We start from the raw sequence: 19,616 nt of genomic DNA on the forward strand, positions 1-19,616 counted from the left end.
TACTAATTAAGATGACTCTTCTTCAGAGTTCATAGCTTCTGAAATTTCAGACTCAAGATCTGCAACATCTATTTCTTCATTTGCATCAACGTTATATCCTGTTCCAGAAGGAACAAGCCTACCAATAACTACATTTTCTTTGAGCCCTCTGAGCTTATCAACTTTCCCAGTTACAGCTGCCTCAGTTAAGACGCGAGTAGTTTCTTGAAAGGATGCGGCTGAAATAAATGACTCAGTTGCTAAAGAAGCTTTTGTGATACCAAGTAATAATCTATTAAATTTTGCAGGAGCACTGCCTTCAGCTAAAAGTTTTTTATTAACTTTAACAACTTCTGAGAATTCTACTTGATCACCTATTATGAGATCAGAATCTCCGGATTCTGTGACTTCAACTTTTCGTAACATTTGTCTGAGAATACATTCGATGTGTTTATCACTTATTTCAACACCTTGTAGTCTGTATACGTCCTGAATTTCGTTTACAACATAATCAGTCAACTCGGTTACACCTTTTAACGATAAGATATCATGTGGGCTCAAAGAGCCTTCACTAATGACGTCACCTTTATTTACGGTTTCACCTTCGAAAACGTTAATACTTCTGGTTTTAGGAATTAAAGTTTCACTTACAACCTCTTCTCCGGATTCTTTGCCTGTAATTATTAGTCTTCTTTTTCCTTTAGTCTCTTTACCCCAGGATACCACTCCAGTTAACTCTGCAAGAATAGCAACTTCTTTTGGTTTTCTCGCTTCGAAGAGATCAGCAACCCTTGGAAGTCCACCAGTTATGTCCCTTGTTTTCGACGACTCTTTAGGAATTCTAGCTAAAACATCTCCCACATTTATAGCTTCAGCATCTGAAACATTAACCAGTGACTTTTGTTCAAGAACATAATTAGCAGGCCTTTTACCATTTGGAAGAAGAACTTCGTTACCCTTTCCATCAACAATAGAAATTGTAGGAGTTAAATCTTTTCCTGCTGAAGTTCTTTCTCCTGCATCAAGAACTTCCATGCTGCTTAAGCCAGTGAGCTCATCTTGAACAACCCTAACCGAGATTCCATTTTCCATTTCCAAGAGTTTTGCTTTTCCTTTTACTTCAGAAATTATTGGATGGTTTAGAGGATCCCATCTAGCTAAAATCTCTCCAGCTTTAACTTTTGCTCCATCTTTTACATTAATAGTTGCGCCATAAGGAAGTTTGTATCTTTCTTTCTCAAAATCATTTTCATCAAGCAAGAGTATTTCTGCAGATCTAGAAATACATACTTCGTTTTTATCTTTATTTGTTACGGAGCTGATATTTTTATATTTTACTAACCCGTCAAATTTAACTTCTATCTTATCGTTTTCAGAAGCTCTTGAAGCCGCGCCGCCTATATGGAAGGTTCTCATAGTTAGTTGTGTGCCAGGCTCTCCTATGGATTGTGCGGCTACAATTCCTACCGCCTCTCCAGGATCTACTAAGTTTCCTCTTCCGAGATCTCTTCCGTAACACATTGAACAAATTCCAAAGCTTGTTTCGCAAGTTATAGCAGATCTAACCAAAGCATAATTTATCTTATGATGCTCAATTTTTTCTGCTAGTTCTTCGTCAATTAAAGTTCCTTTAGAAATTTTTAGCTCTCCGTCTTTCGATTTAATATCTTGAGCCAAAACTCTTCCTAATATTCTCTCACTCAGCGATTGAACTACTTCTCCTCCATCGATTATAGTTCTTAATTCTAAACCCTCTTTGGTTCCACAATCATATTCCCTGATAACTAAATCCTGTGCTACATCTACAAGACGTCTTGTAAGGTATCCTGAGTTTGCTGTCTTTAATGCGGTATCGGCCAAGCCCTTTCTTGCCCCATGAGTAGAAGTGAAATATTGAAGCACTGTAAGCCCTTCTCTAAAGTTAGCTGTTATAGGCGTTTCAATTATTGAGCCGTCTGGTTTAGCCATAAGCCCCCTCATGCCTGCAAGTTGTCTAACTTGGGCGGGAGAACTTCTTGCCCCAGAATCTAAATACATAAAGACTGAATTGAAAGAGTCTTCGTCAACTTCATCTCCTTCTGAATTTGTAACTTTATCTTTAGAAATAGTTTCCATCAAAGAACTGGCAACAGCTTCATTTGCTCTGGACCAAATATCTATAACTTTATTGTATTTTTCCCCTTGGGTGACCAAGCCAGAAGAGTATTGAGCCTCTATTTCTTTAACCTCGTTTTGTGCTTGAGAAATAATCGTTTCTTTATTATCAGGTATAACACAATCCTCAACACAAATTGACGAGCCAGAAATTGTTGAGTAATCGTAGCCAAGATTTTTTATCTTGTCTGAAAAGATCACTGTTGCTTTTAAACCAGAGTATCTATAGGAAGTGTTTATAAGATCTGAAATTGCTTTGCTATTTAGAGGCTTATTAACTTTTTCGAAAGGAATTTCTTTAGGAACTACCCCCCATAATATTGTTCTACCAACAGTAGTTTCAACTAGATCTGTGGTCCCATCAGAATTATCTATTCTGCATTTTATAATTGCTTGTAAATCTACTTGTTTAGAGTCGTAAGCTCTTTTGACTTCATCGACATCAGCAAATATAGAGCCTTCTCCCAAAGAGTTTAATTTAGACTTTGTCATGTAATAAATACCTAGAACGACATCTTGAGAAGGATCAATAATAGGCCTCCCATTTGAAGGTGATAGAATGTTATTACTTGCCATCATTAGCGCTCGACACTCTAATTGAGATTCTAAAGTTAAGGGGACATGTACCGCCATTTGATCTCCATCAAAGTCAGCATTGTAGGCTTTACAAACCAGAGGATGGAGCTGGATTGCTTTCCCCTCAATAAGAGTGGGTTCAAAAGCTTGGATTCCAAGGCGGTGAAGTGTAGGCGCTCTGTTCAAAAGAATAGGATGCTCTCTGATAACTTCAGCCAAAATGTCCCAAACAACTGGTTCTTCTCTTTCGACCATTCTCTTAGCACCTTTAATGGTGGTAGCAAGCTCCATATTCTGAAGTCTTCCAAACACAAATGGCTTGAAGAGTTCTAGAGCCATTTTTTTTGGCAACCCACATTGATGAAGCTTTAAAGTTGGCCCGACAACAATTACTGATCTACCTGAGTAATCAACCCTTTTGCCTAAAAGGTTTTGTCTAAATCTTCCTTGTTTGCCTTTGATCATGTCAGATAATGATTTTAAGGGGCGTTTGTTTGACCCGGTAATTGCTCTTCCTCTTCTTCCGTTGTCTAAAAGAGCATCGACAGATTCTTGTAACATTCTTTTTTCATTTCGAACAATTATTTCGGGCGCACTGAGCTCTAATAATCTTTTTAACCTGTTATTTCTATTTATAACTCTCCTATATAGATCATTAAGGTCAGAGGTTGCAAATCTTCCTCCTTCGAGAGGAACTAAAGGTCTTAGATCTGGTGGCAACACCGGTAGAACATCTAAAATCATCCATTCTGGTTTGTTACTAGATGATAAAAAACCTTTAAGAATTTTTAGTCTTTTAGACAGTTTCTTTATCTTGGCTTCACTATTTGTTCCTTCTATTTGAGAAACGACTTCACTTATTTCTTCCTCTAAATTCATTTCTGAAAGAAGAATTTTCACAGATTCAGCGCCCATTCCAGCTGAAAACTCTTCACCATAATTTTCTAAAGCTTCAAAGTATTCTTCTTCATCAAGAATTTGACCTTTTTCTAAATCTGTCATACCAGGATCGGTAACTACAAAAGATTCGAAATATAATATTCTTTCTATCTCCCTTAAGGTCATGTCTAGAAGCAATGAGATCCTTGAAGGTAAAGATTTTAGAAACCATATGTGCGCTACAGGGGCTGCTAATTCGATATGCCCCATTCTTTCTCTTCTGACTTTTGCAAGTGTTACTTCGACTCCACATTTTTCACAGACAACTCCTCTGTGTTTCATTCTCTTGTACTTTCCACAAATACATTCGTAGTCTTTTACAGGACCGAAAATCTTTGCGCAAAATAAACCATCTCTTTCTGGCTTGAAAGTTCTGTAATTTATTGTTTCTGGTTTTTTTACCTCACCATAAGACCAAGATCTGATTTGTTGTGCCGAAGCTAATCCGGCTTTAATAGAATTGAAATTATCGGATTGATCTTGATTGAATAGTTTTAATAAGTCTTTCATAAATTAGTTTACCTCTTCAAAATCTATGTCTATTCCTAGAGATCTTATTTCTTTAGTCAAAACGTTATAGGATTCTGGAATTCCGGCTTCCATTTCATGATTTCCATCCACAATGTTTTTGTAAACTTTTGTTCTTCCCGATACATCATCAGATTTTACTGTTAGCATTTCTTGTAACGTGTGAGCAGCTCCATAGGCCTCAAGAGCCCAAACCTCCATCTCTCCAAGTCTTTGGCCACCAAACTGTGCTTTTCCACCTAATGGTTGTTGAGTCACTAAGCTGTAGGAACCAGTTGATCTTGCATGCATCTTATCTTCTATTAAGTGATTGAGTTTAAGCATATACATGTATCCAATAGTTACTGGTCTTTCAAAAGCGTCCCCAGTTCTTCCATCATAAAGAGTTGTTTGACCTGAAGCAGGAAGCCCTGCTAAATCTAGCATAGCTTTTATTTCTTTTTCAGAGGCCCCATCAAATACCGGAGTAGCCATAGGAACACCAGATTTCAAGTTATTGCAAAGTTCTTTAAATTCTTTTTCATTTAGCTTATCAAGGTCTTCTTCTCTTCCGACAGAAGAATAAACTTTGTTCACGAATTCTCTAGCTTCTTTAATGTTTGTGGAATCAATCAATTCTCCGATTTTTTTTCCAAGTTCTTTGGAAGCCCATCCAAGATGTGTCTCCATTAGTTGACCAACATTCATTCTAGATGGAACGCCGAGGGGGTTCAAAACAATATCTACCGGCTCACCTTTCTCGTCATATGGCATATCCTCCACCGGCATAATTACTGAAATTACGCCTTTGTTACCATGACGACCAGCCAATTTGTCTCCTGGCTGAATTCTTCTTTTAACTGCTAAATAAACCTTGATTACTTGTTGAACTCCTGGCGGCAAATCATCTCCAGATATTATTTTCTTCTTTTTGTCGTCGAATTTTTTCTTTAAGTCTTCTTCGTATTTTTTTAATTTATCCTTTGCTTCTTTAATATCATCATTTAACGACTCATCCTTCATCCTCAATTTAAACCATTCAGAAGGAGGAAGATCTGACAAAAAAGAATCTTCAATTTTGCTGCCTTTTTCTAAACCCTTAGCACTTACTATTTGTTTTCCCACAATAGAAGTTTTCAAAGAATTCAATGTAGCCATTGTGACGATTGATAATTCTTGGTCTATGTCTTTTTGGATTTCTGACAAGGAAATAGATTCAATTACTTGAGCTCGAGAATTTTTATCCAAGCCTTCTCTAGTAAAAATTTTAACATCGATAACTGTTCCATCTTGTCCAGATTTCACCCTCAAAGAAGTATCTTTAACGTCAGACGCTTTTTCTCCAAATATTGCTCTCAGAAGTTTTTCTTCTGGAGAAAGTTGGGTTTCTCCTTTTGGAGTTACTTTCCCAACAAGTATGTCGCCTGCGTTTACTTCAGCTCCGATATGAACAATTCCACATTCGTCTAATTTAGATAAAGCAGAATCACCCACATTTGGAATATCTGCGGTTATTTCATCTGGTCCAAGCTTTGTGTCTCTTGACGTACAGGTTTCTTCTACAATATGAATACTAGTTAATTTGTCTTCTTGAACGAGGCGGTCGGAAATTAAAATTGAATCTTCAAAGTTATATCCATGCCATGGCATGAATGCTATTTTTATATTTTGTCCCAAGGCTAATTCACCTAGATCTATTGATGATCCATCAGCCAATATATCGCCTTTAGAAACTCTATCTCCCTCCGAGACGATGGGTTTTTGATTTATGCAAGTATTCTGATTAGATCTGGTGTACTTGATAAGGTTATAAATATCTACAGCAGAACCTGTGCCAGAAATATCTTTCAAATTTTTCCTAACAACAATTCTTCCGGAGTCTACCTTTTCAATAATTCCAGCATTTTTAGCTATCACACAGTCTCCAGAATTTCTAGCCACAGTTCTTTCCATACCAGTTCCTACTAATGGAGTTTCGGTAGATAGTGTTGGTACCGCTTGCCTCATCATATTTGAGCCCATCAACGCCCTATTTGCGTCGTCATGCTCGAGAAATGGTATCAATGCTGCTGCAATGGAAACGACTTGTTGAGGTGAAACATCCATTAAATCGACTCTATCAGGAGTAACTAATTCAAATTCATTTCTGTATCTAACAGGAACAAGTTCTTCTACAAATTTATTATTCTTATCAAGGACAGCACTAGCCTGGGCAATGACAAATTCGCCCTCTTCGATCGCAGATATGTACTTGATGTTCTCTGATACCTTTCCGTTGATTATCTCTCTATAAGGCGTCTCAATAAATCCGAAGTCATTAACTCTCGCATACACTGACAAAGAATTTATAAGACCAATATTTGGACCTTCAGGAGTTTCAATGGGACAAACTCTTCCATAGTGAGTGGGGTGAACATCTCTGACCTCAAAACCTGCTCTTTCTCTAGTTAAGCCACCAGGACCTAGTGCAGAAACTCTTCTTTTGTGAGTAACTTCTGACAGAGGATTGTTTTGGTCCATAAATTGGGATAATTGACTTGATCCAAAAAATTCATTGATAGCAGCAGTTACTGGTTTTGCATTGATTAATTCAGCAGGACCAAATCCCTCCGCTTCTGCAACATTCAAACGTTCTCTAACTGCCCTTTCAACCCTCAAGAGACCTACTCGCACCTGATTGGAGACCATTTCACCAACAGATCTAATTCTTCTGTTTCCAAGATGATCGATGTCATCACAGTTTTGCTTTCCGTTTCTAATATCAACAAGAGTTTTCAAAACATCGATGATGTCATCTTTAGTAAGAACTCCTTCTCCGATAAGGTCTTCCTTACCTAATCTCTTGTTGAACTTCATCCTGCCCACATCGGACAAATCATATTTGTCTGCATTAAAAAATAAATTTTCAAATAGAAGAGTGGCAGCTTCTTTCGTAGGCGGCTCTCCAGGACGCATCATCCTGTATATTTCTGCTAAGGCTTCAAGATTTGTAGCAGTTGTATCAGATCTCAAAGTCTCTGAAATGTAAGGACCAGATTCAAGCTCGTTAATGTATAGAGTATTTATTTGCTTGATTTTTAATTCTTCCAATTTTTCAAGCATGTCGGTATCAATTAGGGCATTGCAGGAAAAAATAATTTCTCCAGTTGTTTCGTCAATAATATCTTCAGCAAGCGAAAGGCCTACTAAAGCCTCTTTAGGGAGATCTAAAGATTTAATTTTATTAGACTCTATTAGTCTAATATGCCTGGCAGTTATTCTCTTACCTAATTCAATGATTACACTTTTATCTTTAGCCAGAATATCTACTGGTGCTAATCTTCCCACTAGTTTTTGTGAATTCAAAGAAAGACTATATAGCCCATTTTTATTCAAAGTATAAGATTCTTTTTCATAAAAGATATCTAGAATCTCCTTAGGTGTCATACCTAAACTCTTAAGTAAAATTGAAGCGTAAAGCTTTCTTCTTCTATCTATTCTTATGTAGATCAAATCCTTATGATCAAACTCAAAGTCTAACCAAGAACCTCTGTAAGGAATAACTCTAGATGAATACAAAAGTTTCCCTGATGAATGGGTTTTTCCTTTATCGTGGTCAAAAATTAATCCCGGCGATCTGTGAAGTTGAGAAACAACTACTCTTTCAGTACCGTTGATTACGAAAGTTCCATGTTCAGTCATTAAGGGCATAGTGCCCATATATACTTTTTCATCTCTTGCACTTTTAAGGTTCTCTTCTCCAGTAGTTTTATCAATGAAAGTAATTCGGCACCAGATATGCAAGGGAGCTTCATAAGTTCTGCCCCTGGGAAGACATTCAAATACGTCAAATTCGGGTTCACTTAATTCATATTTTAAATAATCTATTTTGGCATTACCCGAGACACTTACGATTGGAAATATTGATTTAAAAACCTGCTCTAGGCCCTGGTCTTTCCTTTTTTCTGAATCAATATCACTTTGCAAGAAGTGTTTATAAGAATCTGTTTGAATCTCTAGGATGTCAGGGAGCGACATTACGCTAGAGATTTTTTCAAAGCTTTTTCTTATTCTTTTCTTTTCAGCAAATGAATAGTTTTCAGTCATAAATAATAATTTTTATTATTTTAATTCAACAGTTGCGCCAGCTTCTTCTAATTGAGATTTAGCTGTTTCTGCATCTTCTTTACTAGCTCCCTCTTTAACAGATGCTGGGGCACCATCGACAATAGCCTTGGCTTCTTTTAAACCTAGTCCAGTAATCGTTCTCACCGCCTTAATAACATCTATTTTTTTATCTCCTACATCAGATAAAAAGATTTCAAATTCACTCTGCTCCTCAGCAGCTTCAGCTCCCGCTTCGCTAGCAGCTGGAGCAGCAGCGGCAGCGACAGGGGCTGCAGCGGATACTCCGAATTTTTCTTCCATAAGTTTAACTAGATCGACAATATCCATGACGCTCATTTCCGAAATTGCGTCTAAGATTTCTTCCTTTGTTAAAGCCATTTTTAACTCCTAATATAATAAACCAAACTCAATTTTTAGAATCACTGTAAGCACTTAAAGTTCTTACCATAGAAGATGGAATTTCCTTGGAGATCAACGCTAGATTAGTTATTGGGGCTAATATTAATCCCAGTAACATTGAAATTGCTTCTTCTTTATTAGGTAGTGAAGCAATACTATTAAGTTGATCTGCTGAAAGCAAACCCTCTCCTATTGAAAGGCCTTTAACTTCAAAAGATTCTTCAGATTTTGAAAAATCTTTTATGAGTTTCGCAGCGCTTTGATAATCTTCTTTAGAAAAAGCCAGCAAAGTTGGACCTGATAGAACATCTATCAGAGAATCAAATTTAGAATCCTCTAATGCTTTTTTAGCAAGAGTGTTTTTAATTATTTTAATAAAAACAGACTTGTCTTTTGCATCTTTTCTGAAGGAAGTAAGTTTTGGAACATCTGTTCCTCGATAATCTACCGCAACAACCGATAAAGACTCATCAACAACCTTTCTTAATTCATCAACTTGTACTTTTTTTAAGTCTAAATTAGACATTATTAATTCCTCAAAATGAGTAATATAAAACCTCAATCTCTCGAAGAGTATTGAGAACCATCTGCGCAGGAAAAATTAAGCTTTTTTTTACGAAGCTCCTGCGGTCTTTGACAATTGCAATGGAACTGCAATGGCACAAAAATTCTTTATCTACAAAATTATATTTCAACATTAAAAATTCAAATTAGTTAGATCTAAATCAAAACCTTTTCCCATGGTAGAAGAAATAGAAACTTTAGAAATGAAAACTCCTTTAGAAGAAGGAGGTTTAGCTTTTTTTAAATCTGTAAGAAAAGCTTCTAAATTGTCTCTGATTTGATCTTCTGAATAACCTATTTGCCCAATACGGGTATGGATTATACCCTGCTTATCAGATTTATACCTAATTTGTCCCGATTTAGCATTCTTAACAGCTGATTTAATGTCTTTTGTAACCGTTTCAGATTTTGGATTAGGCATTAGACCTTTAGGCCCAAGTATTTGGCCAAGTGGACTGACAACTTTCATAGTTGTAGGCGTTGCTATGATGACATCAAAATCTAAATTTCCTTTTTTCATTTCATCGGCCAAATCTTCCATTCCAACTTTGTCAGCACCATTTTCTTTAGCATCCTTAGCTTCATCACCCTCGGCAAAAACTGCCACTTTATAAGTTTTTCCATTTCCATGCGGTAAATTTGTTGCTCCTCTAACGGCTTGATCTGTTTTTTTTGGATCAATACCTAAATTGACTGCTACGTCTAATGCTTCCTTAAAATTTTTTGATGCGCTTTCGTTAATTTCACTAACAGCAAATTCTAATTTTACCTTTTCCATAATTTAATTCTCTACTTCGATTCCCATACTTCTTGCGCTGCCCTCAATAATCTTGACAGCAGCATCTAAATTTGAGGCATTTAAATCTGCCATTTTGGCTTGAGCTATTTCTTCCAATTGTGATCTATTAACTTTTCCGACTTTTTCGGAGTTGGGCGTGCTACTTCCTTTTGAAAGTCCAGCTGCTTTTTTTAATAAAATACTTGCAGGTGTAGTTTTAACTATAAAATCAAAACTTCTATCTTCATAAACAGATATGACAACAGGAACAGGAACATTTTTTTCTAAATCATTTGTTTTTGAATTAAAAGCGTTACAAAAGTCCATCAAATTCACTCCATGTTGACCGAGTGCAGGACCAACAGGCGGGCTAGGGCTAGCAGCTCCAGCAGGAACTTGAAGCTTAATATAGGTCATAATTTTCTTATCTTTGGCCATTAGCTTCTCTCAATTTGAGTAAAATCTAATTCAACTGGCGTCGACCTTCCAAATATCATAACTGCAACTTTAACCTTACTTTTTTCATTATCTACTTCTTCCACAACACCACTAAAATCATTAAAAGGTCCATCTATTACCCTAATCATTTCCCCGGGCTCAAATGAAACTGATTGCGTAGATTCATCAACTCCATTTTCAATCTGATTTAAAATTCGGTTCGCCTCAACATCTGTAATGCTTTTAGGATCATTTTTTGTTCCTCCAATAAAACCTAAAACTCTTGGAGTTTCTTTAACTAAATGCCAAGTATCATCATTCATTTCCATTTCCACTAAAATATATCCAGGAAAGAACTTCTTTTGTACGATTTTTTCTTTACCGCCTTTAATTTCAGTTATTTCCTGAGTAGGAACTTCTATTCTTCCAAAATATTCATCCTGTCCCTCAGAAGCAATTCTGTCCATCAATTGTTCTTTAGCTTTATTTTCATAACCAGAATAAGAATTAATTACATACCAAGCTTTAGACATATTTCAACCCAATAACAATTTGATTAAAAAAGAAAACAAAGAGTCTAATCCCCACAAAATAAGAGAAGCAATTAAAACCGCAACAGTAACTATAAGAGTTGTCTGAGTCGTTTCTGTTCTATTGGGCCATACAACTTTCCTGATTTCTGTAGAAGATTGTACAAGTAAATTGTAAGTTTGATTTCCGAATATTGTAAATCTCAAGACAAATAAAGAAACTAAAAGAATCCCTACAACGCCTAATACTCTATATAAAAGACCAATGTCAGAAAAATATGAATTGCCCCATACGGCAAGGGAAATTAGACATAATCCTATAAGCCAAAGCAGCTTGCTTTGGATATTATAATTACTTTCTACTTGTTGTGACATCAAAAACTACCTTCAAATCGTGGCAGGCCAGGAGGGAATCGAACCCCCAACCTGCGGTTTTGGAGACCGCCGCTCTACCAATTGAGCTACTGGCCTACTCGATAATCTTAGTAACTACTCCAGCACCTACGGTTCTTCCGCCCTCTCTAATGGCAAATTTCATACCGTCTTCCATCGCGATGGGAGAAATAAGCTCAACAGTGACAGAGACGTCATCACCTGGCATGACCATCTCAACGCCGTCAGGTAAAGTAACCGCACCTGTAACATCGGTAGTTCTAACATAAAACTGTGGTCTGTAGCCTTTAAAGAAAGGTGTGTGTCTTCCTCCTTCTTCTTTGCTTAAAACATAAACTTGGGCTTCAAATTTAGTATGAGATTTAATAGAACCAGGAGCGCATAAAACTTGACCTCTCTCTACTTCCTCACGTTTCGTTCCTCTTAATAAAACACCAACATTTTCGCCAGCTCTTCCCTGGTCTAGAAGTTTTCTAAACATTTCTACTCCAGTACAAACTGTAGCTTCGGATTCTTTGATACCGATAATGTCCAAAGGATCGTTAACATTAACCATACCTCTCTCAATTCTTCCTGTTACCACTGTACCTCTTCCTTGAATAGAAAAGATGTCCTCTATAGGCATTAAAAAAGGTTTGTCTGTTTCTCTTTCGGGTTCTGGAATATAAGAGTCGAGAGCTTCCACAAGTTTCGTAACTGCTGAAACACCTATATCTGATGCATCTCCTTCAAGCGCCTTCAATGCGGATCCGACAATAATTGGAGTATCTGCCCCAGGAAAATCATATTCTGTTAATAATTCTCTAATTTCTTCTTCAACCAACATTGTCAATTCTTCGTCATCTACCATGTCAGCTTTATTCAAAAAAACTACAATGTAAGGAACACCAACTTGTCTTGCTAATAAGATGTGTTCTCTAGTTTGTGGCATAGGACCGTCAGCAGCATTGACCACTAATATAGCCCCATCCATTTGGGCAGCTCCAGTAATCATATTTTTTATGTAGTCGGCATGCCCCGGACAATCGACATGTGCATAATGTCTGTTAGGTGTATCGTATTCCACATGAGAGGTGGCAATAGTTATTCCCCTTTCTTTCTCCTCTGGAGCATTATCAATTCCATCAAAAGCTACGGCTTCTCCAGCTCCATAAGCATCTGCACATACTTTTGTAAGAGCAGCGGTAAGTGTAGTTTTACCATGATCTACGTGACCAATAGTTCCAACATTTACATGCGGTTTGGTTCTTTCAAATTTTTCCTTAGCCATTTTTTTTCCTCTCTAAAATTAAACTAAATTTTTAAAACTTTGGAGCTCATAACCGGATTTGAACCGGTGACCTCTTCCTTACCAAGGAAGTGCTCTACCGACTGAGCTATATGAGCAAACCCTGGAAGAAAAAAGAAAGTCTAGACTTATCATCATCAAAAAAAAATAAACAAACCTAGACCCTTATCTCCGTTCGCGTTTATACTCAATTCTAAGGTTAATTGCAACAAAAATATGGTGGAGGGGGCAGGATTCGAACCTGCGAAGCCGAAGCGGCTGATTTACAGTCAGCTGGGTTTGACCGCTCCCCAACCCCTCCATATTGGACGCTTATTCTCTTGTTACAAATGGAAGATGTCAATCAAAACCCTTTAAATAGGAAAATTATTAATTCATATTTGAATTTAGAGGAATTCCAAAAGGTAAAAATACTAATTTTTAAAGAAATAGACTCAACAAATAGATACTTATCGGATTTAGAAAGTGACGCAGATACTCTTTATATTTGTTCAGCTGAAAAGCAAACTAGGGGCAAAGGAAGAGGAAATAAAAAATGGGAAAGTCCAACGGGTCAAAATATTTACTTATCATTATCTTTCCAGTTTGGAAAAAATTCTAACCTGAATGGCTTTAGTTTAATGGTTGGTTTAGCAATTAGAGACACTTTAGAAGAGCTTTATGACATAGATTCAAATATAAAATGGCCAAATGATATCTTTTTTAAAAATAAAAAATTATGTGGAATTTTGATTGAAACTAAATATGAAAATAATTTAGTCAAGATTATTATTGGTATAGGGATAAATGTTTTTATGCAAACTAATAATGATATAAATCAGGATTGGGTTTCCCTTAAATTAATTGATGGAAGAAAAAAGTTTGACAGAAACCTAATTATTGGAAAATTGACGTCAAAAATCATAGATTATTCTAGGGATTATCAAATGTATGGCTTTGCTCACTTTCAAAAAAAATTCAACCAATATAATTATCTAAAAAATAAAACTGTAACCTCAGAGAGTTTCAAAAAAAAAGATTGTAAGGTAATTGAAGTAGACCACGAGGGAAGATTAAAAGTATTGATCGACAAAGAAACCAAACTAATTTCTTCTGGAGAACTCTCTTTCAAAATAAAAGAATAGTTATATAATCATTTCTCTTAGCTGGCGTAGCTCAGTTGGTAGAGCTCCTGATTTGTAATCAGGTGGTCGTTGGTTCGAATCCAATCGCCAGCTCCGTTTGTATTTCTAAATGAGTAAAATCTTTATTGAGATTATCTTTGCCCTTCTGGTGAAAACTTTTCTCTTTTTTTCAAGAATTATTTTTACAGTAATTTGCTTTATGAGAGAGGAAAGGAAATTGTTTAAAAAACAAAGTAATAATCTAAACATCAAAGGTATTCGCCTAAAAAAAAGATTTATTCATATTGATGGTTATCAGCACTTGATAACAGAATGTGGTGATTCTGAAGCCTCGGAGGAAAATACTATCGTAATGATGGGTGGCATTCCTTGCGATCCAAGCGAGAGCCTATACTGGATGACAGCAGAACTTTGCAGATTAGATAAAGATTTACATATTTTAATTTTGCATCTTCCCTATTACGAAGATCATTCAAAAATTGATTTGGATAAGAATCTTTATGCAAAGTTCAATGCATTGAAGCTTCCTTTCGATCGTGAAATAAATTTAAAGGAAATTAACATTGATCCAAAATTTAACCACGAATACCAAGCAGAAATTACCTTAAAAATATTTAAAAAATTAAAATTAAGAAAAGCTCATTTTGTTGGACATGACAGAGGTGTAATAGTTTTTGAAAACTTATTAATTTCAAATCAAGAAATATTTCTTAGCTTGAGCAGAGGGTCTCAGGTTTGGGATTATTATAAGGACGATTGGTCAAAATTAGCTCCCAAGATTTGTGTAGGGCCTCCCCACAGGTACATGGTATATCCTTATCAATTGAGGCTTTTATTTATTCTCATAACATTCATTAAACTTCCTTTTGGAATTACAGAAATAGCTAACCATTTAAAAGGCTCAAAAAAGGGTTCTGAAGAATATGATCGAGTAACTCACCTGATTTACAAAGCAAATAATCCTTCAAGAAAATTTCTTTTAAAAGCTCAACAAACTTTCATGCAAACTGATTCTAAAAAGGAAGTTTTTAATAGAAAGAAATTGAAGCACATAGACGTAAAAATAATGCAATTTCAAGGAGAAGATGAATTTAAATACGGAAAAAATAGAAAATTAATATCTGACCAACCTTATTTTGGAGTTTATAATCTTTTTAAAAATGAAGTCGAAGATTTATTTCCTGGTTGTGTAGGTCAAGATCCAAATAAAAAAGTTTCAAATCTAATTGAAGAAAAAGGGGATTATAGAAAGCTTAAGTTGTTGCCCAACGCAAAACTTCAATCTTTTGCTCTCATTCCAAAATCTTCACATTTTAATGTCATAGAAAATCCTAAAGGTTGTGCAAATGCAGTGTATGATTTTATTAAAAATATTTAAAACTGATAATGAACAAGATAAATCCAATAAAAACCTGGCACAAAGTAGTTGAAAATGGAGAACTTTCTAAGTTAGATGAAATCCTAGATGAAGATTGCAATTTTTATTCACCAGTAGTTTTTTCACCGCAAAATGGAAGAGAAACAACAAAGAAATATTTAAGTGCTGCAGCTATCGTTTTTGCTGACGAAAGCTTTAAATACACAAAAGAGCTAATCTCCAACGAGTTAGCTTGTTTAGAGTTTGAACTAGTTCTCAACGAAATAAATATTAATGGTATAGATATTATTTCTTGGAACGAGGAAGGAAAAATAACAGAGTTTAAAGTCATGATTAGACCACTAAAAGCGGTAGAAATAATTCATAAATACATGGGTGAGGAATTAAAATAGATTTCTCTTAAAATTTTTCTTCATCAACGATTTCTGCATCAATTATCTGCTCCTCATTTTTCTTTTTTTTAGTTTTCTTCGCTGGAGAAAAAAACATTCCTAATAATAGAAAAAAATAAGGCCAAAAAAATAAAAGAACTGCAAAAAGTATATTCCAACCCCATACCAAAGTTGCTCCGAGTATTCCTAATATGGGTCCTACTAATGGGGTAAATGTCAAAAAAATTGAAACTATGAAAGTGACCCCTTCGAGAAAAGTGTTATTGATATTAAAAATGAATAGTAAAGAATCTGTGACAGCGGTAATTTGAAAAATTGAAATTATAAAATAAAAACCTAATGTTAAAAGAATCCAATTAAAGGAAATTTTCAAAAATCCTCCAATTTAATTTCAGAAACGAGCACACCACTTTCATCAGCATATATCCAAGAATCTTCTTTTACTAAAATACCTCCTATTTCAATTGGCTGTCCTAGTGCGCCTCTATTTTCTTTGTTGCTTCTCACCGGACAAGAACCAGTGGCAAAAATACCTAGCGAGAGTGCTTTTAAAATTTCTACATCGCGAACACAACCATTGATTATCACTCCCTCCCAAGAATTCTCAATCGCCTGCTTTGCAAGCATATCGCCCAGAAGAGCTACTTTAGAACTTCCATTGCCGTCAACTAAAAGAACTTGGCCAGAACCATCTTGACTCAATATTTCCTTTACCTTGCTATTATCTTCTGGACATTGCGCGGTTTTAACTTGTCCACAAAAATATTCTTTTTTTCCAAAGCTACGAAATTGAATATTGATGGCAAGTGAATGAGAGTATTTATCACTAATATCTGGCGTACTAAATCTTTTAGTCATTTTACGAATTATAATGCATAAGATGGCCAAGAAAAAAAATGTAAAAAAAAATTCATTTATAAGCTATGAATTCAATAATCCTTTTGAGTTCTCAACTGAGCTAGCCTTAGAGAGATCTGATATTTCAGAGACTTGGCCCAAATCAACAATTAGAGAAATTAATAAAATCAAAAAAGAGGGGCCGTTGGATTCTTCTGTTTCCAGAGTTGATTTAACAGATAAATTTTTCGTAACAATAGACGGTAAAAGTGCAAAAGATTTTGACGATGCCCTCTATGCAGAGGAAACCTCTTCTGGTTTTAAGCTATTCGTCTCAATTTCCGATGTGTCTGAATATGTAAGAAAGAATTCAGCTTTAGATATTGAAGCTTTGAATAGAGGCACTTCGATATACTTTAGAAATAAAGTGATCCCTATGTTGCCTGAATTGTTATCAAACGGCAGGTGTTCTCTTAATCCGAATGAGAAAAAATATACGATATCTTGTGTTATTGACCTCACCAAAGATGCAGAAATAAAGGATTACTATTTTTGTGAATCAGTTATAGCGTCCAAAGCCCGTCTCACCTACGAAAATCTAGGACCTCTTTTTTCAAAACCAAAAAATAAGTTGGATAAAAAAATTAATATCAATTTAAATAATTTAGAAAAAATATATCGAGCTTTAAAGCAAAGGAGACAACAAAGAAATAGTATTGAATTTAACCTTTCTGAAACTAAACCGATCTCAAATAAATCCAATCGAATTTTAAAGTTCTCTAAATTAAAAAGGAATGAATATCATGGTGTTGTAGAAGAATGCATGATTCTCGCAAATATTTGTGCCGCTAATTTTTTACTTAAAAGAAAAATTCCTACAATTTTTAGATTTCATGAAAAACCTGATCTTTCTAAGATCTCAAACTTGAAAGAATTTCTTACAAGTAGAGGTTTTAAGAAAAATATGAAAACTAGTAACTCTAGAAATGCAATTCTTAGTTGGCTGAAAGAATCAAAAAAAACAAGATTTGAAGAAATAATCAATATTCAAATTTTGAGAAGCATGAAACTCGCGAAGTATGACTCTGCTAATAGCGATCATTTTGCATTAGCTCTTGACAGATATTGTCATTTCACCTCTCCAATAAGAAGATATGCTGATTTAGTTGTGCATCGAGGCATCAAGGGTTATCTTCGAGAACAAAATAAAAATAATGGCTCAAGATTTTTTTATAATAAAAATGAAGTAGCTGAAATTTCTGAACTTATTTCTGATAAGGAAAGAAAAGCAGAAAAAATAACAAAGGAAGCAGAAAAGTTTCTCAAGTGCAAGTGTGCCGAAAACTATATCGGAGAGAAGTTTGAGGGCACTATTGTTTCAGTTTTTGATTTTGGATTCTTTGTAAAGATTCATAAACTCAATATTGATGGATTTTGCCACATAAATTCTTTTAAAGGCACCAAAAGAATTAGATTCAAATTAGATGAGACAATTCAAGCACTGATAGGAAAGAAGGAAAATTATTTTGTTGGGGATTCGATAAAAGTAGAAATAACTTCGGTGGATATTTTTAGAAAACGCATAGATTTAAAAAAATGCTGAAAGAAAGAATTGTTACCACAACCGATATAAATTTCATCAAGACTTTAATTGAATTAAATCATGAAAAAATCGTTGAAATTATTTATAAAGAAGGGATTAAAAGAATAACCTCTATTATTGAATTAGCCAAAGCAAAGGGTGTTCATGTGTCTAAATCGGATACGAAAGATCTAAAAATATCAATGACCTTTTATCCTCAAGAGATTAAAAATATAAATTTTCTTGAAGATTTAATCTTCAATAAAAAAAATTTATTTTTTCTAATTCTAGATAGAATTCAGGACCCACAAAATTTAGGTTCTATTTTTAGAACTTCTCTTGGAATGAATGTAGATGCAATTATTGTTCCCAATAAAAATTCATGTCGTCTCACTAACTCTGTCAGAGAGGTCTCAAAGGGTGCTACTGAAGTAATTCCTTTGATCATGGTATCTAGCCTTACAAAAGTTGCTAAATTTCTTATTCAGAATGATGTAAATGTGTTTACTTGCTCAAGCGAAAGTAAGAAGAATTTCTATGAAGCTAATTTCAAACAAAATCTAGCGCTAGTATTTGGTTCTGAGAATGATGGAGTGTCAAAGGCTTTGGAGGAATTGGCTTCAGAAAAAATTAAAATTCCTATGGATGCAAGATTAGAAAGTCTTAACGTTTCTAATGCTTCTTCTGTTATTCTATTTGAAGTTTTTCGTCAGAGAGAATTGTAAATGCTAGTTCAAAGAACATTGACTAATTCAATAAATGCCGTCGGCGTTGGACTGCATTCTGGAAGAAGAATTTCCATCAAACTCCTGCCAGCAGAAGAGGATACTGGAATCATTTTTAGAAGAGTTGATTTATCTCCGCCCGTAGAGATTAAAGCAATAGTTAATAATGTAGGGGCCACAACCCTTGCCACTACTCTAATGGAAGGAGAAGTTGAAATATCAACAATTGAGCATATGTTATCTGCATTTGCGGGCTTGGGAATAGATAATGCAATTATTGAAATAGACGATGTAGAGGTGCCAATAATGGATGGAAGTTCTAGTTCTTTTGTGTTTCTTATACAGTCTGCTGGAATTAAAGAACAAACTAAGCCAAAAAAATTTATAAAAATTAAAAAAGAAATCTCTGTTGAAACAGATAATGGCGCCTTTGTTAAATTGTCTCCATATGACGGATTCAAGGTTACATATTCTTTAGTTTATGACGACGATAAGCACAAACAATATTCTAGTAAAAAAAGTATCGATTTTAATTCGACAACTTATTTAAAGGAAATTTCAAGAGCAAGAACATTTGGTTTTATGGAAGAGCTCAATGTACTTAAAGAAAAAAATCTTGCCTTGGGAGCGAGCGAAAAAAATGCCATAGCTATTGGAGAAGAAGGAATTCTTAACGAAGAAGGGCTTAGATCTAAAGATGAATTTGTTCAACACAAGATATTAGATGTTGTAGGAGATTTATATCTACTTCAATACAACATAATTGGAGAATTTGAAGGCTATAAATCTGGTCATACGCAAAATAATTTGCTTCTAAAAAAATTACAAGAATCGCCGGAGACTTGGGAATTAATTTCATCTGACGGTGATGCGCCTGAAATAAAATATATCGAACCAATTATAGATCCTAGTTCAGGTTAATTTTA

16 protein-coding genes, 4 tRNA genes and 1 pseudogene are annotated in these 19,616 nt (G+C 35.0%); 7 read left to right on the forward strand and 14 right to left on the reverse strand.

Going from position 1 to position 19,616, the window contains the following annotated elements; genetic code table 11:
* Window positions 1-6 precede the first annotated feature (6 nt).
* The 12 genes and pseudogenes from rpoC to M9C82_04890 form a co-directional block, all read right to left on the reverse strand.
* On the reverse strand, window positions 7-4,158 hold the full coding sequence (rpoC, locus tag M9C82_04835; protein URQ73282.1) for a DNA-directed RNA polymerase subunit beta': 4,152 nt from the start codon (window positions 4,156-4,158) through the stop codon (window positions 7-9).
* A 3-nt stretch (window positions 4,159-4,161) separates the two neighbouring features.
* Window positions 4,162-8,241 carry a DNA-directed RNA polymerase subunit beta gene (gene rpoB / locus M9C82_04840; GenBank protein ID URQ73283.1) on the reverse strand — a complete coding sequence of 1,360 codons (4,080 nt, stop codon included), beginning with the start codon at window positions 8,239-8,241 and terminating at the stop codon, window positions 4,162-4,164.
* Between the two features lie 15 nt (window positions 8,242-8,256).
* On the reverse strand, window positions 8,257-8,640 hold the full coding sequence (rplL, locus tag M9C82_04845) for a 50S ribosomal protein L7/L12 (protein ID URQ73284.1): 384 nt from the start codon (window positions 8,638-8,640) through the stop codon (window positions 8,257-8,259).
* A 28-nt stretch (window positions 8,641-8,668) separates the two neighbouring features.
* Window positions 8,669-9,187 (reverse strand): 50S ribosomal protein L10, encoded by a 519-nt coding sequence (gene rplJ, locus M9C82_04850; GenBank protein ID URQ73285.1) that lies wholly within the window; start codon window positions 9,185-9,187, stop codon window positions 8,669-8,671.
* A gap of 171 nt (window positions 9,188-9,358) precedes the next feature.
* Window positions 9,359-9,967 (reverse strand): annotated as a pseudogene (gene rplA / locus M9C82_04855) (50S ribosomal protein L1).
* 39 nt (window positions 9,968-10,006) lie between these two features.
* Entirely contained in the window at window positions 10,007-10,441 is a 435-nt protein-coding gene (rplK, locus tag M9C82_04860) for a 50S ribosomal protein L11 (protein URQ73286.1), read from the reverse strand.
* Complete coding sequence (nusG, locus tag M9C82_04865) at window positions 10,441-10,974, reverse strand: transcription termination/antitermination protein NusG (protein ID URQ73287.1); 534 nt, start codon at window positions 10,972-10,974, stop codon at window positions 10,441-10,443. Before nusG ends, rplK begins: the two co-directional genes overlap by 1 nt.
* 3 nt (window positions 10,975-10,977) lie before the next feature.
* Window positions 10,978-11,346 carry a preprotein translocase subunit SecE gene (gene secE / locus M9C82_04870; GenBank protein URQ73288.1) on the reverse strand — a complete coding sequence of 123 codons (369 nt, stop codon included), beginning with the start codon at window positions 11,344-11,346 and terminating at the stop codon, window positions 10,978-10,980.
* A 20-nt stretch (window positions 11,347-11,366) separates the two neighbouring features.
* A tRNA-Trp gene (locus M9C82_04875) sits at window positions 11,367-11,442 on the reverse strand.
* On the reverse strand, window positions 11,441-12,634 hold the full coding sequence (tuf, locus tag M9C82_04880; GenBank protein URQ73289.1) for an elongation factor Tu: 1,194 nt from the start codon (window positions 12,632-12,634) through the stop codon (window positions 11,441-11,443). The genes M9C82_04875 and tuf overlap by 2 nt, the downstream gene beginning before the upstream one ends.
* 40 nt (window positions 12,635-12,674) lie before the next feature.
* A tRNA-Thr gene (locus tag M9C82_04885) sits at window positions 12,675-12,750 on the reverse strand.
* A gap of 119 nt (window positions 12,751-12,869) precedes the next feature.
* Window positions 12,870-12,953 (reverse strand) — tRNA-Tyr (locus tag M9C82_04890).
* Window positions 12,954-12,981: 28 nt separating this feature from the next.
* Here M9C82_04890 and M9C82_04895 point away from each other — a divergent pair.
* From M9C82_04895 to M9C82_04910, 4 genes are all read left to right on the forward strand, one after another.
* Window positions 12,982-13,776, forward strand: coding sequence for a biotin--[acetyl-CoA-carboxylase] ligase (locus tag M9C82_04895; protein URQ73290.1), 795 nt, complete (start codon window positions 12,982-12,984; stop codon window positions 13,774-13,776).
* A 20-nt stretch (window positions 13,777-13,796) separates the two neighbouring features.
* Window positions 13,797-13,869, forward strand: a tRNA-Thr gene (locus M9C82_04900).
* Between the two features lie 124 nt (window positions 13,870-13,993).
* Window positions 13,994-15,154, forward strand: coding sequence for a hypothetical protein (locus M9C82_04905; GenBank protein URQ73291.1), 1,161 nt, complete (start codon window positions 13,994-13,996; stop codon window positions 15,152-15,154).
* An 8-nt stretch (window positions 15,155-15,162) separates the two neighbouring features.
* Complete coding sequence (locus M9C82_04910) at window positions 15,163-15,546, forward strand: nuclear transport factor 2 family protein (protein URQ73292.1); 384 nt, start codon at window positions 15,163-15,165, stop codon at window positions 15,544-15,546.
* A gap of 7 nt (window positions 15,547-15,553) precedes the next feature.
* On the opposite strand, the gene M9C82_04915 is transcribed toward M9C82_04910, so the two are convergent.
* On the reverse strand, window positions 15,554-15,919 hold the full coding sequence (locus tag M9C82_04915) for a hypothetical protein (GenBank protein ID URQ73293.1): 366 nt from the start codon (window positions 15,917-15,919) through the stop codon (window positions 15,554-15,556).
* Window positions 15,916-16,404 carry a ribonuclease E activity regulator RraA gene (gene rraA / locus M9C82_04920; protein URQ73294.1) on the reverse strand — a complete coding sequence of 163 codons (489 nt, stop codon included), beginning with the start codon at window positions 16,402-16,404 and terminating at the stop codon, window positions 15,916-15,918. The genes M9C82_04915 and rraA overlap by 4 nt, the downstream gene beginning before the upstream one ends.
* A 22-nt stretch (window positions 16,405-16,426) precedes the next feature.
* On the opposite strand from rraA, the gene M9C82_04925 reads away from it, so the two are divergent.
* Genes M9C82_04925 through lpxC form a run of 3 tightly spaced genes read left to right on the forward strand, consistent with a single transcriptional unit; the run spans window position 16,427 to window position 19,611 of the window.
* Window positions 16,427-17,986 carry a VacB/RNase II family 3'-5' exoribonuclease gene (locus M9C82_04925; protein URQ73295.1) on the forward strand — a complete coding sequence of 520 codons (1,560 nt, stop codon included), beginning with the start codon at window positions 16,427-16,429 and terminating at the stop codon, window positions 17,984-17,986.
* Window positions 17,980-18,690: an RNA methyltransferase gene (locus M9C82_04930; GenBank protein URQ73296.1), complete on the forward strand. Its 711-nt coding sequence runs from the start codon at window positions 17,980-17,982 to the stop codon at window positions 18,688-18,690. Before M9C82_04925 ends, M9C82_04930 begins: the two co-directional genes overlap by 7 nt.
* Complete coding sequence (lpxC, locus tag M9C82_04935) at window positions 18,691-19,611, forward strand: UDP-3-O-acyl-N-acetylglucosamine deacetylase (protein ID URQ73297.1); 921 nt, start codon at window positions 18,691-18,693, stop codon at window positions 19,609-19,611.
* Window positions 19,612-19,616 lie beyond the last annotated feature (5 nt).

The organism is SAR86 cluster bacterium (genome assembly GCA_023703675.1).
Taxonomy (GTDB): domain Bacteria; phylum Pseudomonadota; class Gammaproteobacteria; order Magnimaribacterales; family AG-339-G14; genus AG-339-G14.